The following is a 19398-nucleotide window of genomic DNA, read 5'->3' as shown; positions in this document are numbered from 1 at the left end:
GGAGAAATAATATGTGTGAAGTAGCATGGCTCTGCTCTGCGAGAGTGCCTTGTAGTAATGCGAGAAGTACTAACTTCGCTCTAATACGCCAAATAAGTTAAGAGTAAGCTCAGCGTTCCAGCAAGCCAGAGCCATAACTACATAAATTGCTACGATGACGATGCATGAGGCCCAAAAATTAACTTTTACTGGAAATAATGAGTTGTCGATCATTGCTTGGAGTTCATTAGCCGACATATGCGATCTGACAATGCTCTTCCAGTCAGTGAAGAGTTTTGTGGATATTAAGCTTACTGCAATGGCGCCCCAGATTCTCAAAGATACAGCTACAGCTAAATACACAGCAAAGGATCTGAACAAGATCACGGCTTCAGGGCTTCTGAGAGCATCTTCCGCAATGAATCTTCGCGACACTACTCCGGCAGTTAATACAAACGCCAGAGCCAGTACGTCGGTTAATAGACTACCAACAAACTGATTGCTTGCAGTCACAAATTTGTCTACCACGCCAGACAAGTCTTTTTGTATGTCAGAAAGTTCTTTTGTGTAGTCTTTTTTTCTATCAAGAACAACATACTTATATCTTGACTTTGCTTCGATAAATGACGGTGCGATTAAGTGGATAGCCTTGGTTAGCGATTCGCCATCCTTTATGTCTAAGCTTAGCCTGTCTACAACTAATAAAATTCTTGTTTCTTCGTCGCTTTCGGCATAGCACCACTCTACGCACTTAGTTAATGCGTCTATCTCATTATTTGTTATATTGCCTGGCTGCTTTTCGATCGCTGGAATCTCAAGCTTTCGTTTACCTTTTAAGACAATTTTATCCCAGCCATAAAATTCTTGAGATAGCGAAATTAAAGCATAGGTGGCAAAGGCCCTGTCAAAATATAATGATATCTCTGGGTTTTTTTCGCCCCAAGTCAAGAAGAACTTTTCGGGAGATACCATCACGGCACTGCCAGTAACAAAGTGAACTTGCTTCAATATTTTATCTAGTTGAGGAAGTTTTGTAGAGGCCAGCCATTCAATAGGTAGAGGCTCCTCGTAGCTCCTAGTTGGGATTATGGCCACCTTCGGTCCGCCGAATGGTGCTTTTAACCCATGAAGAAATATTTTTAGAGGACGCTCTGTTTTAAATGCGGTGTCAAGATCGCCGCCAATCATGCCCGATACGTCTGGAAGCCAAGTTTTTAAAAAATAGTCTAAGCTGAGGAATAGCATTGCATCTAAATCTATGCTTATTGCCGATGCGGCCTCTAATAGCTTCTTCTTGTCGGTAACCGTTATTGACCATTCACAAAGTTGTGAGGATGAGAAGTCTACTTCGTCCCATGATTCATCAAATCCCTCAAGTTTTAACCGAATAGACTCTAAGTTTGAACCGTTGACCAGCTTAGCTAATGATGCTAGATCTTTACGAACATGATCGTTCATGCTGCCGGAGCAGGTCGCAGCGAACGTATTTTCGGAGTACGTTGAACCCTCGCGCTTTCCAAGGCGTGTGAGTAAATCACAAGTCAGATCAAGGTCAAGAGGCATTTCTAATCTCTCTCTTCGATAGTGCTAGCCTTGATGGTGATTATGAATGATCCATCAGCCTGTTTCTTTTTATCCAGAATATTAGGATTTCTCTCGCCCTGCCAGATGATTTTAATTCCAGCATCTGTGAGCCATTCGCCTTTCCTATCCTTGTTTGGAATGGATCCAGCTTTAGGTGAAAAAACTACACCGCCAAGACCTACTTCATCCATGTGTGCGTCGAAGCTGGCTGACATTCTTTCAGCCTGAGCATTGTCAGAGTGACAGCAGACGCGATCCCTAAGTTCAGTGTAAGATAGTTCCCCATCCGAAAATGCATCAAGCAACGTGATTACTGAGTGGCGAATGTCTGCTGGGGTTTTTCCATCTAAACTGCCATCGTAAGATTTTGCCCATCTGTGGCATTCTACAACTACTTGTTTAGTTATTGCGGAATCGTTCTTTCTTAGTTGCACGCCAAGAAAACGTTTAAAGTAGTCGGTGATTGCGTCTTCGGTATCCAGAACTGCGCCTGATTTTTTTCTCTCTATAGCAAGTACGTCCCACGAAAAATTTTCTCCAAGTTGAATTAGAGCTTTTTTCTGAACGGCGGCGACCTGTTCCGAAAGCGCTTCTATGATTTCTTCAAGACGAACTTTTGTTGACTGTTCAGAATCCCTCTGCTGTCTTAGGACTGTTGAGTAGTCTAATTTTATAAGTGCTATTAATGATTGGCGTTCGAGTCCATTTATAATTGTGACTCGTGCGACAATCAGTACGCCGTCTGCAGTTTGACCGGTATGCTGGCTCAAAAAAAGCCTAGCAATTTCCTTGGAGTGATCAATAAAACTGTCATCGGGGTTTTGAATGATGGCTTCACAAGAAGCGACAAGATGAGATGTCGCTTTGTCGACAAACGTATACTGAGTGCCTTGACCGGTTTCAGCAATTATCTTTTTGAAAAATTGCCGTTGGGATTCGCTTGAAAGAACTACCTCGTCAAGATACTCAGGCTCGGCCTCGCTCGATTTTAAAATGTGATATATGAAATTTTCAACTACGAGTTCGTTTCTCTGAGTTTGTGTAAGGACACTGTTACGGTTTCTCAATTGGAGTTCCTTTCCATGGCTGGGTGGCAAAATGCCATGAAAGCAGGGCGCTCCATTGTAATCAACCTTTTTTACCTTTTGAGAGTCAGAAACATAGCTTGAGATACCCTGATCGACCTTAGTATCGTAGTCAATTCGGACGTTTGCTATACGCAGCCGGTGGTTGCTGAGGTCAGGTCTCGCTCAAAGCTTGAAAAGCCACGACGTTCCTAGGCGCAGAACAAGCAACCTGGCCGTTAGCACGTAGTAATACCGAGTAGCCTCGCTGCGGTGGCCAATGCAGTCCTTGAGGAACCATACCACATGCTTTCTATGCCAGGCCCACGGCGTTTCTCGCTGCCAGCGCCTCGCAATTTCAGCTTGCATGACTTTCGCCTGATGCAAATGGCGTCGTCGTGTCGTGTGCGATCCGGTCAGCACGCCAGCTAAAAAGAGTTCCATATCGAAGGACCTGCTCATGCCCGTCCTCCAATGTAGGCTGAAAGCACATCGACCCGCCCGTGCCCCAATTCATAGCTGATTTGCCTTCGAGCCTCGCGATCAAAGTGCTGATCCAACCGGTAGCATTGACCACCCTTGATGGGGGCTCGGTGTTGGGTGATTTGCTCATAGCGCTCACATGCGTAAGCCGCTCGTAGCTCATGGAAGCCTTTGAGCTTGTGTGCATGCAGGACGTCCCGCGCTGGGCGGACGACTTCTTGCAGGACATTCAGATAGCTTTCGTGTGGTGCAATTAGGTTGCGGCTACCTGCAGACGACACCTGCCGTGCAAACCCAAGGACACCTCGAACATGGTCGTCCACCGCAATCCAGCGTGGCGCTGAGGCGCCGGCGCGGCCGCCTTTGGTGCCATCCTGGATGTTGATCCTGCCTTGGTCGTTAGCCTCACGACATAACCGTGGCAGGTCAGCCAATATGGCCTCACGCAAGCGCATGCCAGTGGCTCGCGCTAACAGAACAATCACGGCGGCCCGTAGCTGATGTTGGCTGCGAAGCGCATCGACTATCTGCTTAACATGATCGCGGTCTTGGCCCTGAGGCACTAAATGTCGAACCCCGGTGCGCTGCATACCCAGCGCCTTGCTCGGGCTGGGCAATGTCACGTACTGATCACCGCGAAGCGCTGCCATAGTCCTGTTAACGCTGGATAGGCGGTTTTGTGCGGTGCTGACAGCAAGGTCACCGCGCCTAACCGCGTCGCGCAGATACGCCGCATAGTCGGCCAATACCTTCCGATCAATCTGCCGCGCATCATTGATACCCGGCCCCTGTTCTGAGCGGCACCACTCCACGAATGCCTGCCACCGATCACAGTGAGCCTTCACCGTGCCGTAGTGGCCGCCGCCGAACATGTCTTTCAGCGCCTGCGGCCCTGCGTATCTCAATTGCCTGCCGTAGCCGAAATTACAGCCATCGCGTCTACCCACCAATGCCATGTCGAATCACCTCATCGCCTGGTCTCCGATCCTCGCCCCACGTCATCCCGCCAAGAATGTTGAGTGTTATCAGGGATCAAGGCCCCTGCGACCTGTGGGGAATGTCCGCTACGCGGGACTGGCGGCTCCTTACGTCCGGGAGCAAGGGCATCTCATAATCTGGCCTCCTGAGCACCGTTACCGGTGGGCGGGGTGGAGGCTGCATTGGCTGACGAGACCAGTGCCGCGAGATCCTGAGCCAGGTGCAAGAAGCAATGCGATGACCGGGGCATGCCTGACTGTCAGTCAGGTGCAGTCCATTCCTTGGTCTGCGGCACCATCATCTGCATGGCTGTTGCTGGTGACATCGGCGTTTGTCACGCCGATTGTCACGAGGGGGAATGCCGCAAAGCCTTGTGCGATCAGGGCTGCGGCAGTGGTAGAAGTGCCCGTCTCTTTTCAGGAAAAGAGACGGGCACAGGTTGGCGCAGTATTCGGCCAAGCGGATAGGTTGCTGCAGGGCAGCGAGGTACGGTGTATCTGGCGCACAAGCGCTATATGTGTAAGAGCATCCATCACATGGGTAGTGACCGGGCGAGCTGCCGGATGCGAATCGCCCTTGGGCAGAACCACCACGGGAGCGGCGTGACCTTTAAGGTTCGGGTCACCTGGGGTGCTGTCATCGACAGCGCTTGCAACTCCCGGTCTACGCCTGTGGACAATATTCGTCAAGCAAAGCGATTTCAGGTATTTAGCGTCTGTGGATAAAACTATCCCCCGGTGGACATCAGTGGTTTTCCACAGACGTAAGCTGTGCCAGCAGTTTTTTTCTTAGGTATGGTCCATTCAAACGGGGCGGCTTTGCAGCCCCGTTTGAATGGACCCGCGCGGAGGAGCTTCATGCGGTGCTGTGGGTAACTTCACAGCGAGTTGAGGTGGTGGTGCGGCGGGTTACTCGGTCCTCTTGGCACTGCGCAGGCGTGTGACGTTCTCGCCCGTCTGTTTGGCAAACTCATACGGCGTTACATGGTCCTCGCGGTTCGCCTCCAGAAACCGGCTCCACCAGGTCATGATCATCCGGCGCTCTTCTAGGAACTCGGCCTTGTGGGTATAAGCGGCCCGTACGTTGTTGCGTTCCTTGTGACTCATCTGCCGCTCGATAGCCGTCTCCGACCACAGCCCGGACTCGACCAGCGCACTGCACGCCATGGCTCGGAACCCGTGGCCGCAGATATCCACCTTGGTGTCGTAGCCCATCGTCCTGAGCGCGGCATTCACCGTATTTTCGGACATCGGTTTCCACGGCTTGGCATCTCCCGCGAACACCAGGTCGAACTTGCCGGTGATCGCGTGGATCTGCTCAAGCAAAGCCACTGCTTGCGGTGATAAGGGTACAACGTGGATGTCCCCGGCCATCTTTGTACCCCTTGTGGAAAACGGCACGCCGTCCAGCGCCGGGCGGGTGTCGGGGATCTCCCAGATTCCCCGCTTGAGGTCGAACTCGTTCCAACGTGCGAAGCGCAGCTCACTGGAGCGTACGAACACGTGCAGCGATAGCATCACGGTAAGGCGTGTGAGTGGACGACCTTTGTAGCCGTCGATACGCGCCTGTAGCTCAGGCAACCGCGATAAGGGTAGTGCGGGTCGATGTGTAACCCGTGGCGTTTTGATCGAGCCATCGAGATCGTGAGCCGGGTTCGCCGTGATCAGTCGCAGCCGTTTGGCCTCGCGCATGATGCTTTGCAGGTAGTTCTTGACCCTGAGCGCCACGTCGATGGTGCCGCGCCTCGTCACGGCTTCCAGTGGCTGCATGAGGTCGTGGGTGTCCAACTCAACGATTGCTCTGGCGCCGATCAAAGGGAATACGTGAGTTTTCAATCGGCTGAGTACTGTCTTGGCGTGGCCGGGCGCCCACTTCGGCACCATGTTGGCGTGCCAGTCGAGCGCAACGCTTTCAAAGGTGCGGCCGTTGATCACGGCTTGGGTCTTGGTTTGTTGCTTGTACTGGATGGGATCTATGCCGTTGGCGAGCTGCTGCTTGATCTCGAAGCGCTTGCGGCGTGCGTCGCCCAGCCCGACCACCGGGTAGCTACCGAGGGCGGTCAGGCCTTCGCGGCCATCCGGTTTCACGTACCTGAGCCGCCAACCTTTGCGGCCGTTGGGTTGCACAAGCAGGTAAAGACCGTCACCGTCGAAGAGCTTGTACTCGCGCTCTCTGGGCTTTGCCGTGCGACAGGCGGTGTCTGTAAGCGGGGCAGTGGTGCGGGCCATAAGGGTAGTCTCCGATATCGAAACGGACCTCTATCTTTAAAACTACCCTTATTAGCGCTGGCTACCCTCGGAATCCGACGGAACGCCAAAACGAAAAAACCCGCCAGAAGGCGGGTTTTTCGGGGGTTCCAGAGATTTTGAAAGCTTTCTATGGAACCTTGAATGGTGCCGGCACCAGGAATCGAACCCGGGACCTACTGATTACAAGTCAGTTGCTCTACCATCTGAGCTATACCGGCAGTAGGCGCGCTATTATAGCGATCGGTTTGGTTCTGTAAACCACTTCCTCGAAATCCTGATAGAAGCCCCGTAGATCGGGGCTTTTGGCGTTTTGGGTTGGGTGTTTCCAGTGCGGGTGGTGTTGGGTTTGGGGACCGCTTTGCGGTCCTTCGCGGGCCTCGCTCCTACCTGGTTTGTGGTGGTTGTGGAGGTTGGGCTCGGGTCAAGCGGGGCGCTGGCTTGGCGGGGTCTTGGTGGGGGATTCGGCATTGCACTCGTTGGCAAGCCAGCTCCCACAGGGAACGCGCCAGTTTTTGGACATTAAGTAAGACAGTTGCTCCCACAGTGTCCGCGTCGGGCTTGGAACTGTGCTTTACGCGACACCGCAGCCTGCGCCAGGTGGCCTCCCGCCCAACCCGATCTGAATAACCCCCGCCTAATTCGCTTTAACGCTTATGCACAAACCACATCAACTCCTTGCTTTCCATGCAGCTGCGCTACACCGCCGCATTGACGCCGGCGCAAACGGCTGTTTTCTCAGGTGTTTGGCCGGGTCGGAAAAATCGCGCAGTTCGGGTTTGCGCTTAAACCCGGCGTGCTATCAAGCGGAAACCGTGAAGTTGCTCACAGACTTATCCACAGGTTGTTCGGCCAGCAGCATGAGGTTGCGGGGGGTGAGCGAGTGTGGGCAGAAGGTGCCGAGCCGGACGTTGTAGCCCTGTTCGTGCAGGTAGAGCGCACGATCCAGCACCAGCCATAGCTCCAGCGGGCGGCGGAAGAGGTTGCGCAGCAGTTCGAGGTTGCGGATCTGGGCCAGGCGTTGCCAACCGGCAGCTTCGAGTGCGGGCCAGTCGGTCCCCTCTTTTATGGAAATGCCCTTGAGCGCGGCGAGGTGCTGGCAGTACTCGGCGAAGGGCTTTTGCAGCCAGGCACTGGGCAGCGATGGTGTGGGGAGGTAGTCGTCACTGTTGCGCAGTTGCCGTTGCAGCAGGTCGAAGCCGAGGCGCCAGGCCATCGATTGATCACGCTGGCGGCGGATGCGGTTGCCCGCGGTGACGGTTTCGCTGAGCGGCAGGCCGAGGTCGTCGAGGTCCAGTTGAAGGGTCGAAGCGCGAGCGGCTGTGGATAACGCTTGGTAGTGCGGGCCCGCGGTGCGGTTGTAGCAGCAGGGGGCGATGGCCAGTTGTGCGCAGCCCTTGGCCGCGGCGAGCTGGATCAGGCGGACATGAAGGTCGCCGCACGCATGCAAGGCCACCGGTGTGTGGGCGGCGGTGATGTGCTCGGCGGTGCTGGCGGCCATTACGTCCTGCAAACGGTGCTCGGCCGGAAGGTGGTGGTGCTGGCTGAGGTGCTCTCCTGCGGCAACCAGGGCCGGATCGTATTCGAGGCAGGCCAGCTGTTGCCCGGTGCCCAGCAGGCGGCGGCCGAGGTGGCCTTTGCCGGAACACCAGTCCAGCCAGTGCACAGGACGCCGGGCAAAGTCGAGGTGGGCGGCAAAGGCTTCGATCTGCTGCCATTTGCGGCCGGGGACATCGACGTTCAGGCGCGGGTTGGCTGGCGGCAAGGGAACTGTGGATAAGTCATCCAGTGCTGCCAGTTCGCGGGCGCGGGCGGCCAGTTGTGGATAAGGCGCTGGGGCCGGGACGCTGCAAGGGTCGTTGTGGACGGATTCAGCGTGGTCCAGGGATTGGTTGCGCAGCCAGTCGGACAGGTCCGGGTGATCAATCTCCCAGGGGAGTTGCAGGCTGGTGAAGGGGCGCGGGTGCCAGAGATTGCGGTGTTCCCGGAGGAATTGGTCCAGGGCCTGGAAGCGGGGGAGGAGTTGGGTGTTTTCCAGGTGGGACATGGGACTGAGGCCAGGGTGTTTTTGAAGAGGTGTGGTGGGCAGGCACGACCAATCGCGGGTGAACCCGCTCCCACGATTGGGGGAGCGGGGACCTTGATATCAGCGACCGTGCGCGGCATCCACGCGCAGCCAGCGCTCCAGCAGCTTGAACGCCTGCACCAGGACGAACGAGATCACCAGGTAGAACACGCCTGCCGCGAAGAAGATCTCCACCGGCATGTAGGTCCGGGCGATGATCGTGCGGGCCATGCCGGTGATGTCCAGCAGGGTGACGGTGCTGGCCAGGGCGCTGGCCTTGAGCATCAGGATCACTTCGTTGCTGTACGCCGGCAGGCCGATGCGTGCGGCGCGCGGCAGGAGGATGTGGATCATCGCAGTGGCCCGGGACATGCCCAGCGCCCGCGCCGCTTCGATCTCGCCCCGCGGGATGGCCTGCAGCGAGCCGCGCAGGATCTCGGCGATGTAGGCGGCGGTGTGCAGGGTCATGGTCAGTGCGGTACACCAGAACGGGTCACGCAGGTAGGGCCACAGCGAGCTGCTGCGCACCGCGTCGAACTGCGCCAGGCCGTAGTAGACCAGGAACAGCTGCACCAGCAATGGCGTTCCGCGGAAGAAGAAGATGTAGCCATACGGCAGTGCCCGCACGTACCAGCGTTGCGAGGAGCGGGCGATACCCAGCGGGATGGCGACGATCAGGCCGAGGATGACCGCGATGGCCAGCAGTTCCAGGGTCAGCGTGGCGCCCTGGGCCAGACGCGGCAGCCATTTGATGATGACTTCCCAATTCATGAGTTGGCCCTCGCAAAGCCGCGACCGGCACGTTTTTCCAGGAAGTGCATGCCGGTCATGGCAACGATGGTCAGCCCCAGGTAGATGAAGGCGGCAACCGCGTAGAAGGTGAAGGGCTCCTTGGTGGTGGTCACGCCGTTCTGCGCCTGGCGCATGATTTCTTCCAGGCCGATCACCGACACCAGCGCAGTGTCCTTCATCAGGATCATGAACAGGTTGCCCAGGCCGGGCAGGGCGATACGCCACATTTGCGGGAGGACCAGCCGCGAGAAGATCCGGCCCTTGGACAGGCCCAGGGCCATGCCGGCTTCACGGTGCCCTTTGGGAATGGCGAGCAGCGCGCCGCGGAACACTTCCGTGGCATAGGCGCCGAAGCACAGGCCGAGGGCAATGACGCCGGCGGCGAAGGCGCTGAGTTCCAGGCCGGGAACGCCGATCAGGTCGCCCAGCTTGCTCATCAGGGTGACCGAACCGAAATAGATGAAGAGTACCCAGAGCAGTTCCGGCACGCCGCGAACGATGGTCGAGTAGGTGCCGCCGATCCAGCGCAGCGCTTTGAACGGCGAAGTCTTGGCCAGGGCGCCAAGCAGGCCGAGCACCAGGCCCAGGCAAAGTGCCGCGAGCGCCAGCTTGACGGTCATCAGCGTGCCAGCGGCCAGCGCCGGACCGAATCCGTGTAGATCAATATTCATGGGCAGGCAGGTTCAAGAGACCGGCACCGCGCAAGACGGTGCCGGTCGGGGCGGATCAATAGATATCGAACGGGAAGTACTTGTCGTTGATCTTCTTGTAGGTGCCGTCGGCGATGATTTCCTTCAGCGCGGCGTTCAGCTTGTCTTTCAGTGGATCACCCTTGCGTACGGCGATGCCGATCTGGTCGCTTTCCACCACGGGCTCGCCCTTGAACTCGTAGTTCTTGCCGGCATCGGATTTCAGCCAGTCATAGTTCACGTACTTGTCTGCCAGCAGCGCGTCGACGCGGCCGGAGGTCAGGTCGAGGTAGGCGTTTTCCTGGGTGTCGTACAGCTTCACCTCCACATCGCTGCCGTAGTTGTCATCCAGCCAGGTGGCGGACAGGGTGGCGCGCTGGGTGCCGATGACCTTGCCTTTCAGCGAGGCCTTGTCGGTCTTGAAGTCGACATTCTTCGGCGCGATGAACTGCAGCTTGTTGGAGTAGTAGCGGTCGGTGAAATCGACGGCCTGCTTGCGCTCGTCGGTGATCGACAACGAGGAGACGATGAAGTCGAACTTCTTGGCGTTCAGGGCCGGGATGATGCCGTCCCAGTCGGAAGTGACCACCTCGCATTCGACCTTCATCTTGGCGCACAGGGCGTCGCCGATGTCCTTGTCGAAGCCGACCACCTGGCCGCTGGCGTCCTTGCTGTTGAATGGAGGGTAAGCGGCTTCGATACCCATCCGCAGTTTTTCCGCGGCCATGGCATTGGCCGAGAACACCAGCGTGGCGGCAGCGGCCAGGAGGTACTTCTTGTAGTTCTGCATGCGTGTTGCTCCGTTAGCGGTTGCTGGACATGAATTGCTTACAACGCGCCGAGGTCGGGTTTTCGAAAACCTGCTGCGGCGATCCTTGCTCTTCGATGAGGCCTTGATGAAGGAACACGACTTCGCTCGAGACTTGCCGGGCGAAGTTCATTTCGTGGGTCACCAGCAGCATGGTCCGGCCTTCGTCGGCCAGGGCGCGGATGACGCTGAGGACTTCCTGGACCATTTCCGGATCCAGCGCGGAGGTCGGTTCATCGAACAGGATGACCTTGGGTTTCATCGCCAGGGTCCGGGCGATGGCGGCGCGTTGCTGCTGCCCGCCGGAAAGCTCGGTGGGGTAGCTGTGGCGCTTGTTATGGATGCCGACCTTGTCCAGCAGCGCTTCGGCGTGCTCGATGGCTTCGGCCTTGCTCTGCCCCAGGACGCGGCGCGGCGCCTCGATGATGTTGTCGAGGATGCTCATGTGCGGCCAGAGGTTGAAGTTCTGGAAGACGAAGCCGATCTCGCTGCGCAGGCGGTTGATCTGCCTGTTGTCGGCGGCGATCAGCTCGCCGTTGCGCGCCGCCTTGAGCTTGAGAGTTTCGCCGGCGACGAGGATTTCGCCCTGGTGCGGGTTTTCCAGGAGGTTGATGCAACGCAGCAGGGTCGATTTGCCGGAACCGGAGGAGCCGAGGATGGAAATCACGTCGCCGTCACGGGCGGTAAGGGAGATGCCCTTGAGAATTTCCTGCTCGCCGTAGCGCTTGTGCAGGTTGCGGATTTCCAGCGCGGGCGTGGCCTGGGCCATGTGCGGTCCTCATATGTTCTGTGCGTTCTGCTGTTGGCGGCCGTCCTGGCGAGGCGCAACGCTAGCATAGCGCTCGGATCGCAGCCAAGAAGGGCGAGCAGGGTGGGCGGCCGGGGCAAGGGCGGGTGTCGCATCGTTGCAGTGGAATGTCGCGTCGCGGTCCGCCGGTTCCGTTCTACGGGCCGGAGCCAGGATGAAAAAAGGCGCGATGGTGCCAGTTTTGACCGCTGGAGGAAAGGCGTATTTGGTCGCGGTGCATTTCGGTGGCGCCTTCGAGGCATCGCGGCGGAGGAGTGGGTTGCACCTTTGTGCTTCATAAAGTTGCACAAGGTGTTACCCAGTTCCGGTTATGGAGCACCCATTTCTAATTGTAAGTGGGTATTTCAGTAATCCGGCAAAGTCTGGCAAGTTTGGCGACCTTTCGGCCAATGGCTGGCGGAAAGCGCCGCAGGCCCCGTCTGTCGTGGTTTCAAGGTGTTGCGCACATGAGCGGTCATCGATCTGGCCCGCTTATTGCCATCCACCTGTCACGGGACGCGGGTGCCTCAAAAGGGCATGCGGCTCCAATCGCGGGACGATCTCCCATTCTTTGCATAGGTAGTTTTATGAGCGGTAAGCACAATTCCAATGACCTCGCTCAGGGGCTCAAGCAACGGCATGTGACCATGCTGTCCATCGCAGGCGTGATCGGCGCCGGTCTGTTCGTCGGTTCCGGCCATGCCATCGCCGCGGCCGGCCCGGCCGTGCTGCTGGCCTACGCCGCTGCGGGTACGCTGGTGGTACTGGTGATGCGCATGCTCGGCGAAATGGCCGTGGCCTCGCCGGACACCGGTTCCTTCTCCACCTACGCCGACCGTGCCATCGGGCACTGGGCCGGTTTCACCATCGGCTGGCTGTACTGGTGGTTCTGGGTGCTGGTCATCCCGCTGGAGGCCAACGCCGCCGCGACCATCCTCAACGCCTGGTTCCCCGACGTGGCGATCTGGGTTTTCACCCTGGTCATCACCCTGCTGCTGACCGCGACCAACCTGTTCAGCGTGAAGAACTACGGTGAGTTCGAGTTCTGGTTCGCCCTGCTGAAGGTCGTGGCGATCATCGGCTTCATCATTCTTGGCCTGGCCGCCATCTTCGGGTTCATGCCGAACAGCCAGGTCAGCGGTGTCAGCCATCTGTTCGACACCCAGGGCTTCATGCCCAACGGCCTCGGCGCGGTGCTCGGCGCCATGCTGACCACCATGTTCTCCTTCATGGGTACCGAGATCGTCACCATCGCTGCCGCCGAATCGAAGGATCCGGGCAAGCAGATCAGCAAGGCGACCAACTCGGTGATCTGGCGGATCTTCCTGTTCTACCTCGTGTCGATCTTCATCGTCGTTGCGCTGGTGCCGTGGAATGCCGGCGAGCTGGCGGAAGTCGGTTCATACCAGACCGTGCTGCAACTGATGGGCATCCCCCACGCCAAGCTGATCGTCGATATCGTCGTGCTGATCGCCGTAACCAGTTGCCTCAACTCGGCGCTGTACACCTCGTCGCGCATGCTGTTCTCGCTGAGCAAGCGCGGTGACGCCCCGGCGATCGCCCAGCGCACCAACGCCAGCGGCACGCCGCACTGGGCGGTGCTGCTGTCTACCGCGGCAGCGTTCCTGACCGTGTTCGCCAACTATGTGGCGCCGGCCCAGGTGTTCGAGTTCCTGCTGGCCAGCTCGGGGGCGATCGCCCTGCTGGTGTACCTGGTGATCGCCGTGTCGCAACTGCGCATGCGCCGCCAGCGCATGGCGCGGGGCGAGAAGATCGCCTTCAAGATGTGGGCCTTCCCGATGCTGACCTGGGTGACCATCTTCTTCATCGTCGGCGTGTTGACCCTGATGCTGATCCGTCCTGACCACCGCGCCGAGGTGATCTCCACCGGGCTGCTGAGCATTGCCGTGGTGGCTGCCGGGCTGCTGGTGGCGCGCAAGCGCAAGGCGGAGAAGGGTGGAAGCCTGGTGATGGATAACTGAGCATCCAGAGCATCTCACCGACCCTGTGGGAGCTGGCAAGCCGGCTCCCACAGGGTTTTTTGTTGTCTGCCAAGGCAGGGTGAGTCAGGCGAATTTCTTCTGCTTGGACACCATCTCCGAGGCGGCCACATAGGCGTCCTGGAACGCCTCGCTTTCCAGCCAGGCCATCGCCTCGGCTTCCTCGGTGCCGTCCAGCCATTTGCGGTACGCGCAGAACACCATGCAGATGTAGTCGGTGGCGTGGTCTTCGCTGTGGCCCTTGAGCACAAGGGTCAGCAGCGGATCGACCATGAACACGGCGATCATCGCTTCCAGGCTGGTTTCCTGGGCCGTCTTCATTTTCTCGAACATCGTGTTGTAGCTGCCCGAGTTCATGGCCTTGTCGAACACCTGCTGGACGCTGGCGCTGGAAGCCTCGCCGCTGCTCTTGACCGCCTGGCCGCTGCGCACCATGCGGTTTTCACGGGCCTTGGCGGCGGCGCGCTTGGCGCGTTTCTGTTGCTTGGTGTTCGAGGCCATCGGGGGTTCCTTGGTGCGAAGTCAGTCAAAGACGCGTATTGAAGCGCAGTTGACCCGGAAACCCAAGCCGGGGAGAGCGGCGCCAGCTCGACGGGCGACAGGCAGTCACCCGGCCGAACCGGCGTGAGGTCCTTTCAGCGTGGCAGCGTCAGGGCGCTGACCCGGCCCCGCAGTTCCACTTCGTCCTCGTCACGCAGGTCTTCCTCGATTTCCCGCGAAGCGCGGCCCACCAGCAGCGGGTCGGGTTCGTGGGCGACGCGGAAATCCTTGCCCGGGTAATCGAGGGCGTTGAGGAAGTGGCGGATGCAGTTGATCCGCGCGCGCTTCTTGTCGTCCGACTTGATCACCGTCCACGGCGCATCGGCGGTGTCGGTGTGGAAGAACATGGCTTCCTTGGCCGCGGTGTACTCGCCCCACTTGTCCAGCGACTTGATGTCGATGGGCGAGAGTTTCCAGTGCTTGAGCGGATCGTCGCGGCGCGAGATGAAGCGGCGCAGCTGTTCCTCGCGGTTCACCGAGAACCAGTACTTGAACAGCAGGATCCCGCTGTTGCACAGCATGCGCTCCAGCTCCGGGGCCTGGCGCATGAATTCCAGGTATTGCAGCGGCGAGCAGAAATCCATGACCCGCTCGACGCCGGCGCGGTTGTACCAGGAGCGGTCGAAGAAGACCATTTCGCCCGCCGTCGGCAGGTGCTGGATATAGCGCTGGAAGTACCACTGGCCCTTTTCCTGCTCCGAGGGCTTTTCCAGGGCGACGATCCGCGCGCCACGCGGGTTGAGGTGCTCCATGAAGCGCTTGATGGTGCCGCCCTTGCCTGCCGCGTCGCGGCCCTCGAAGAGGATGACCACGCGCTGGCCGGTTTCCTTTACCCAGTTCTGCACCTTCAACAGCTCGATCTGCAGCGCGTGCTTGGCCTTGTCGTACTCGGCGCGGCGCATGCGGGTGCTGTAGGGATAGTTGTGCGGCAGCTTCGCCGACGAGCTGTCTTCGCTGGTGCCGTGGGGCGCGTGGGCGATTTCGAGGGCGGTGGGGCTGTCGGCGATTGCACCGGTCTCGACGATCGGCGCGGGCTTGCGTGGGCGACGGTGCGGGCGGGTAGCGGCTGGCGGAGGCGTAACGTGATGCGGGACTACCCCGGGCTCTGGGAGCGGCAGGACGGGGGTTTCTTCACTCATGGGGAGGGCCTTCTGTTCCTTCGAATGTCCAGCTCCACAACTTACACAGATCGAGTGATGGCGTATTGATGGTGGTCAATACGCGCGGCCCTTGTGGGAGCGGGTTCACCCGCGATGACGTAAGTGGATTCGCCGACGCCATCGCGGGTGAACCCGCTCCCACAGGGTACGCGTCGTGCTTTGGAACTGTTCTCTACGCGACAGCGCAGCCTGAAGGCTGGGCGGACTCCCACAAGGGCCGTGAAGTAGTTTTTTCCCGGGCAAAACAAAAAGCCCCTGAATCTTTCGATTCAGGGGCTTTGCGTTGTCTTGGTGCCCAGAGACGGAGTCGAACCGCCGACACGAGGATTTTCAATCCTCTGCTCTACCGACTGAGCTATCTGGGCAACGGGGCGCATTAAAAGCGTTTTTCAGGATTGCGTCAACAACAATTTCAAAATTTTTTTAATTAATACCGACGCTTACGGTTTTCGGGGGTCACTGGGCAGGTGGAACGTAGCCTTCGGCCTTTTCGAATTCCTCGCCGGAGAAGAACTTGTCCATCTCGCCCTGGATGAACTTGCGGTCCTCGGCGTTCATCATGTTCAGGCGCTTCTCGTTGATGAGCATGGTCTGCTCCTTCTGCCAGTCGGCCCAGGCCTTCTGCGAGATGTGCTCGTAGATGTCGAGGCCCTTTGGCCCCGGATACGGCGGACGCTCAAGGCCAGGCAGTTGTTCTTTGTACTTGCGGCACATAACGGTGCGGGTCATCGCGAGTCTCCTGCAATCAATTCGTCGGCCGCGCGTTTGAGCAGCTTCTTCACCGGGGCGGCGAGCCCCAGGCGCGGCGGGGTGGCGAGGTTATACCAGAGCCAGTCGGCCTCGGCCACGTGGTCGCCGTGCTGGCCGACGCGCACCAGCCACGGCTCGATGGCCAGCTGGAAATGGCTGAAGGTGTGGGTCAGGCCCGTCAGTTCGCGGCGGGTTTCGATGTTCAGGCGGTGCTGGTCGGCGAGGTGTTCCAGATCGTCCAGGTCGTCCAGTTCCGGCAGGCTCCACAACCCGCCCCAGAGTCCGCTGGAAGGGCGCCGGTAAAGCAGGATGGCGCCTTCGTCATTGGCCAGCAGCGGCATCAGCGTGCGTTTCTGTGGCAGGGCCTTGCGCGGCTTGGGCAGCGGGTAGCGCGTCTCCTGGCCGAGCATGTGGGCCTCGCAACCACGCTTCAGCGGACACAGCAGGCAACTGGGCTTGCTGCGGGTGCAGAGGGTGGCGCCGAGGTCCATCATCGCCTGGGTGTAGTCGTTGACCCGCTGGTGCGGTGTGAAGCGCTCGGCGCTTGCCCACAGCGCCTTCGCCACCTTGGGCTCGCCGGGATAGCCTTCCTGCGCGGTATAGCGTGCCAGGACGCGCTTGACGTTGCCGTCGAGGATCGGCGCGCGCAGGCCCATGCTGATGCTGGCGATGGCGCCGGCGGTGGACAGGCCGATACCGGGCAGATCGGTGAGCTTTTCGACGTCGCGGGGGAATTCGCCACCGTACTGTTCGACGACGATCCTGGCGGCCTTTTGCAGATTGCGCGCGCGGGTGTAGTAGCCGAGCCCGGTCCACAGGTGCAGCACTTCGTCTTCAGGCGCCGCGGCCAGGGCCTGGACATCCGGCAGGGCGTCCATGAAGCGGCCGAAGTAATTGAGCACGGTGCTGACCTGGGTCTGCTGCAGCATGATCTCGGAGACCCACACCCGGTAGGGCGTGATGCCCTGTTGCCAGGGCAGGTAGTGGCGGCCGTGGCGGTCGAACCAGTCGAGTACCGCGGTGGAAAACTGCTCGGGGGTCATCGTTTGAACAGGCCCTTCAGTGCGTCCTTCAGCTCGGGACTCACCTTGTCGCCCAGCTTCTCTTCGAGTTTTTCGTTGATGCGGTTGCCCAGCGCCTGGCCGGCCAGCTTGCCGACGCCGTCCTTGTCGATGCGGCAGGCGCGTGCGCCCAGTTCCAGCGGCCCGCGGCAGCGCAGCGGGAACTCCAGGCCGACGTAGCGCTGGTTGACCTGGCAGGCCGGGTCCGGCATTTCGCGGGTGTCGCCTTCGACGATGACGCCGACGCGGTAGTCCATGCCCAGCACGCGCAGGTCGATGTCGCCATTGCCGTTGACGGTCAGGCCCGGGATGCGCGCCTTCAGGTCGGGGTTGCTGGCCACGCCGTTGCTCAGCACCAGGCTGCCTTTCAGTTCTTCGAACGGCGTGTCCTTGCCCCGTGGCTCGCCGCTCAGGGTCTTGCGGTTGAGGGTGGCGATGCCCTGGCACAGTTGCTGTTCGAGGTTGGCGTTGACCAGCACGCCGTTGTTGATAACGAAGCTGGCCTTGCCGTTGAGGGTATCGACCAGGGCTTTCTGGCTGTTGCCGGTGGCGGTCAGGTCGCTGTCCAGGGTGAGCAGGCCCTTGACCGGCGGGGTATTGCCGTCGTGCTTGATGAAATGCTCGACCGGCACCCGGTTGATCTTCGCGGTGAGGCCGAGCTGCGGCACGGCCGGGCGTACGTCGAGGGTGCCACGGCTATCGAAGGTGCCGTTGTAAAGGCCGCCACGCAGGGCTTGCAGGGTAATCAGGCCACCCTGGCCGCTGGCCTTGAGCTCGGCATTCTGGATCGGCAATTGGTCCAGGGTGAGCACGCCGAAACTCAGGTCGGCTTGCAGGTCGAGGGCGCGCAGGCGGTCCACCGGCAACAGCTTGTCGCTGCTCCAGGCGACCTGGGTCGGTGCGTCGGGCAGCGGCGAGGTACCCGGCCCGGCGACGGCGCTGGCTTCCGTGCTCTGAACCTCGGCCTTGCGTGCAGCATTGGCGTTCTTCGCGTCGTCGCTTTTGGCCAGCAGGTAGCGGTCGGCATCGAACCTGTCGTTCTTCAACTGGATGCGCAGCGCCTGTTTGGCGAAGTCTTCCACCGCGAGGCGACCGGTGAAGGTGCTGTCGTCCAGCTTCAGCGCCAGGTCTTCCAGGGCGAGGCTGTTCTTCGTGCCTTCGATGCGGCCGACCAGTTCGACGCCGGTGAGGGTGGTCGGGTCCTTCATCGGCGGCAGGACGACGCCAACGCTGTCGAGGAACTTGCGCAGGTCGAACTGGGCGACGGAGATACCGCCGCTGACCTTCGGCTCGCTGTTCAGGTCACGCACGTGCAGCTCGCCGAGGGCACGCAACTGGTTGGCCGAAAGCTTCAGGCCGTTCCATTCGGCGACATTGGCCGCCAGGTCGGCGAGCAATTGGCCCTGGGCCGAGAACGTCATGCTTTTCTGTTGCAGCGGCTCGCCGGAGAGTTCGCCGTGCAGCTTCATGTCTTCCAGTTGATAGCGGCGCAGTGCGCGGTCGAAGCGGGCTTCGCCGGCCAGCTCGATGCGCGCGCGCAGCACGGGTTGGCCAGAACCGAGGAAGGCGGTGAGTTTCAGCGGGATATTCACGCCGTCGTGCACGGCTTCGGTGCTCAACTGGATGCTCTCGGCACTGAAGCTCTGGCCACTGCGCACGTCGTTGTACTGCACCCGGGCGTTGTTGACGGTGAGGCTGTCGATATCCAGCTTGAGCGGGCGCTCGCTGGCGGCCGGCTTGCTTTCGCCCTCGGCCGGCGCAGTGGTGGCCGGCGCGGTTTCACCGGTGCTGCCGGCCGGGGCCTTGGTTGGCAACGGCTTGCCGATGTCTTCCCAGTTGCCGTGGCCGCTTTCGTCACGGACCAGGTTCAGGTTCAGCCCTTCGACCCGCACATCGCTCATCTGCACTTCACGGCGCAGCAATGGCAGCACGCGCACCGACAGGCCGAGCATCTGCAGGTCGGCGATCGGCTCGGCCGGCTTGTTCAGCGTGGCAATGCTCGCCTCGTGCAACTCCAGGCCTAGCCAGGGGAACAGGCTCCAGCCGATATCGCCGTTCAGGGTCAGCTCGACGTGAGCCTTGTCGCGAGCCAGTTGGCGGATCTCGTCTTTATAGTCGTTGGGATCGAAGAGGTGGGTCAGGGCGAAGCCGCCGGCCACCACGATCAGCAACAGCCCGAGAACCACCAGCCCCAGGATTTTGCCGAACGCTTTCATGGGCGGGTCCTTTGAAGTCGATGTCTGAAAAGTCAGCCGCAGAGTATAGCCTTGCGGCCTTCGCCACTGCGATTGCCGTGAATGGCCGGTTTGACACGCCCGCACCGTGCGGTTCCACGGAAAAAAGTCTCAGTTACAACAAAAACCATGATGTCAGATTGGTTTTTGTTAGCTAGCTAAATGCTACTCTTGCAGC

At 59.4% G+C, this 19398-nt stretch carries 16 protein-coding genes and 2 tRNA genes; 1 reads left to right on the top strand and 17 read right to left on the bottom strand.

Annotation, left to right across the window (positions count from 1 at the left end; translation table 11 throughout):
• Positions 1-69: 69 nt before the first annotated feature.
• The 11 genes from ACPFMA_RS27085 to ACPFMA_RS27035 form a co-directional block, all read right to left on the bottom strand.
• Positions 70-1542, bottom strand: a complete 1473-nt coding sequence (locus ACPFMA_RS27085; RefSeq protein WP_425929295.1) for a hypothetical protein — start codon at positions 1540-1542, stop codon at positions 70-72.
• A 2-nt stretch (positions 1543-1544) separates the two neighbouring features.
• On the bottom strand, positions 1545-2630 hold the full coding sequence (locus ACPFMA_RS27080; protein WP_070087139.1) for a nucleoid-associated protein: 1086 nt from the start codon (positions 2628-2630) through the stop codon (positions 1545-1547).
• Between the two features lie 183 nt (positions 2631-2813).
• Positions 2814-3089, bottom strand: coding sequence for a hypothetical protein (locus ACPFMA_RS27075; RefSeq protein WP_070087140.1), 276 nt, complete (start codon positions 3087-3089; stop codon positions 2814-2816).
• Positions 3086-4066, bottom strand: coding sequence for an integrase domain-containing protein (locus tag ACPFMA_RS27070; RefSeq protein WP_425929292.1), 981 nt, complete (start codon positions 4064-4066; stop codon positions 3086-3088). Before ACPFMA_RS27070 ends, ACPFMA_RS27075 begins: the two co-directional genes overlap by 4 nt.
• A gap of 930 nt (positions 4067-4996) precedes the next feature.
• Positions 4997-6316, bottom strand: a complete 1320-nt coding sequence (locus ACPFMA_RS27065) for a tyrosine-type recombinase/integrase (RefSeq protein ID WP_425929290.1) — start codon at positions 6314-6316, stop codon at positions 4997-4999.
• Between the two features lie 163 nt (positions 6317-6479).
• A tRNA-Thr gene (locus ACPFMA_RS27060) sits at positions 6480-6555 on the bottom strand.
• A gap of 581 nt (positions 6556-7136) precedes the next feature.
• Positions 7137-8381, bottom strand: a complete 1245-nt coding sequence (locus tag ACPFMA_RS27055) for a methyltransferase (protein WP_425929288.1) — start codon at positions 8379-8381, stop codon at positions 7137-7139.
• Between the two features lie 99 nt (positions 8382-8480).
• Entirely contained in the window at positions 8481-9170 is a 690-nt protein-coding gene (locus ACPFMA_RS27050; RefSeq protein ID WP_064302641.1) for an ABC transporter permease, read from the bottom strand.
• Complete coding sequence (locus ACPFMA_RS27045) at positions 9167-9862, bottom strand: ABC transporter permease (RefSeq protein ID WP_009396064.1); 696 nt, start codon at positions 9860-9862, stop codon at positions 9167-9169. Before ACPFMA_RS27045 ends, ACPFMA_RS27050 begins: the two co-directional genes overlap by 4 nt.
• A 55-nt stretch (positions 9863-9917) precedes the next feature.
• Positions 9918-10670: an ABC transporter substrate-binding protein gene (locus ACPFMA_RS27040; RefSeq protein ID WP_420058785.1), complete on the bottom strand. Its 753-nt coding sequence runs from the start codon at positions 10668-10670 to the stop codon at positions 9918-9920.
• Between the two features lie 13 nt (positions 10671-10683).
• Entirely contained in the window at positions 10684-11457 is a 774-nt protein-coding gene (locus tag ACPFMA_RS27035; protein ID WP_064302639.1) for an ABC transporter ATP-binding protein, read from the bottom strand.
• A gap of 605 nt (positions 11458-12062) precedes the next feature.
• Between ACPFMA_RS27035 and gabP the strand changes: the two genes are divergently transcribed.
• Positions 12063-13457: a GABA permease gene (gabP, locus tag ACPFMA_RS27030; RefSeq protein ID WP_425929285.1), complete on the top strand. Its 1395-nt coding sequence runs from the start codon at positions 12063-12065 to the stop codon at positions 13455-13457.
• Positions 13458-13541: 84 nt separating this feature from the next.
• On the opposite strand, the gene ACPFMA_RS27025 is transcribed toward gabP, so the two are convergent.
• The 6 genes from ACPFMA_RS27025 to ACPFMA_RS27000 all read right to left on the bottom strand — a co-directional run bounded on the left by ACPFMA_RS27025 (position 13542) and on the right by ACPFMA_RS27000 (position 19202).
• Complete coding sequence (locus tag ACPFMA_RS27025; protein WP_064302638.1) at positions 13542-13976, bottom strand: hypothetical protein; 435 nt, start codon at positions 13974-13976, stop codon at positions 13542-13544.
• Between the two features lie 134 nt (positions 13977-14110).
• The gene (gene ppk2 / locus ACPFMA_RS27020) at positions 14111-15154 is read right to left on the bottom strand and encodes a polyphosphate kinase 2 (protein WP_064302637.1); all 1044 of its coding nucleotides are present in this window, start codon (positions 15152-15154) and stop codon (positions 14111-14113) included.
• A 310-nt stretch (positions 15155-15464) separates the two neighbouring features.
• A tRNA-Phe gene (locus ACPFMA_RS27015) sits at positions 15465-15540 on the bottom strand.
• 91 nt (positions 15541-15631) lie between these two features.
• Positions 15632-15904 carry an oxidative damage protection protein gene (locus ACPFMA_RS27010; RefSeq protein WP_009396072.1) on the bottom strand — a complete coding sequence of 91 codons (273 nt, stop codon included), beginning with the start codon at positions 15902-15904 and terminating at the stop codon, positions 15632-15634.
• Positions 15901-16968: an A/G-specific adenine glycosylase gene (gene mutY, locus ACPFMA_RS27005; protein WP_425929281.1), complete on the bottom strand. Its 1068-nt coding sequence runs from the start codon at positions 16966-16968 to the stop codon at positions 15901-15903. The genes ACPFMA_RS27010 and mutY overlap by 4 nt, the downstream gene beginning before the upstream one ends.
• On the bottom strand, positions 16965-19202 hold the full coding sequence (locus tag ACPFMA_RS27000; protein WP_425929279.1) for an AsmA family protein: 2238 nt from the start codon (positions 19200-19202) through the stop codon (positions 16965-16967). Before ACPFMA_RS27000 ends, mutY begins: the two co-directional genes overlap by 4 nt.
• Positions 19203-19398: the final 196 nt, after the last annotated feature.

This window comes from Pseudomonas sp. NyZ201 (assembly GCF_049860765.1).
Taxonomy (GTDB): domain Bacteria; phylum Pseudomonadota; class Gammaproteobacteria; order Pseudomonadales; family Pseudomonadaceae; genus Aquipseudomonas; species Aquipseudomonas bharatica.
The sequence above is the reverse complement of the archived record's forward strand: the minus strand, read 5'-3'. Positions and strand labels throughout refer to the sequence as shown.

What these genes read in the sequence shown, in the direction of transcription:
- ACPFMA_RS27085 (WP_425929295.1), bottom strand. Translation starts at nt 1,542, where the DNA reads ATGCCTCTTGACCTTGATCTGACTTGTGATTTACTCACACGCCTTGGA.
- ACPFMA_RS27075 (WP_070087140.1), bottom strand. Translation starts at nt 3,089, where the DNA reads ATGAGCAGGTCCTTCGATATGGAACTCTTTTTAGCTGGCGTGCTGACC.
- ACPFMA_RS27070 (WP_425929292.1), bottom strand. Translation starts at nt 4,066, where the DNA reads ATGGCATTGGTGGGTAGACGCGATGGCTGTAATTTCGGCTACGGCAGG.
- ACPFMA_RS27065 (WP_425929290.1), bottom strand. Translation starts at nt 6,316, where the DNA reads ATGGCCCGCACCACTGCCCCGCTTACAGACACCGCCTGTCGCACGGCA.
- ACPFMA_RS27055 (WP_425929288.1), bottom strand. Translation starts at nt 8,381, where the DNA reads ATGTCCCACCTGGAAAACACCCAACTCCTCCCCCGCTTCCAGGCCCTG.
- ACPFMA_RS27050 (WP_064302641.1), bottom strand. Translation starts at nt 9,170, where the DNA reads ATGAATTGGGAAGTCATCATCAAATGGCTGCCGCGTCTGGCCCAGGGC.
- ACPFMA_RS27045 (WP_009396064.1), bottom strand. Translation starts at nt 9,862, where the DNA reads ATGAATATTGATCTACACGGATTCGGTCCGGCGCTGGCCGCTGGCACG.
- ACPFMA_RS27040 (WP_420058785.1), bottom strand. Translation starts at nt 10,670, where the DNA reads ATGCAGAACTACAAGAAGTACCTCCTGGCCGCTGCCGCCACGCTGGTG.
- ACPFMA_RS27035 (WP_064302639.1), bottom strand. Translation starts at nt 11,457, where the DNA reads ATGGCCCAGGCCACGCCCGCGCTGGAAATCCGCAACCTGCACAAGCGC.
- gabP (WP_425929285.1), top strand. Translation starts at nt 12,063, where the DNA reads ATGAGCGGTAAGCACAATTCCAATGACCTCGCTCAGGGGCTCAAGCAA.
- ACPFMA_RS27025 (WP_064302638.1), bottom strand. Translation starts at nt 13,976, where the DNA reads ATGGCCTCGAACACCAAGCAACAGAAACGCGCCAAGCGCGCCGCCGCC.
- ppk2 (WP_064302637.1), bottom strand. Translation starts at nt 15,154, where the DNA reads ATGAGTGAAGAAACCCCCGTCCTGCCGCTCCCAGAGCCCGGGGTAGTC.
- ACPFMA_RS27010 (WP_009396072.1), bottom strand. Translation starts at nt 15,904, where the DNA reads ATGACCCGCACCGTTATGTGCCGCAAGTACAAAGAACAACTGCCTGGC.
- mutY (WP_425929281.1), bottom strand. Translation starts at nt 16,968, where the DNA reads ATGACCCCCGAGCAGTTTTCCACCGCGGTACTCGACTGGTTCGACCGC.
- ACPFMA_RS27000 (WP_425929279.1), bottom strand. Translation starts at nt 19,202, where the DNA reads ATGAAAGCGTTCGGCAAAATCCTGGGGCTGGTGGTTCTCGGGCTGTTG.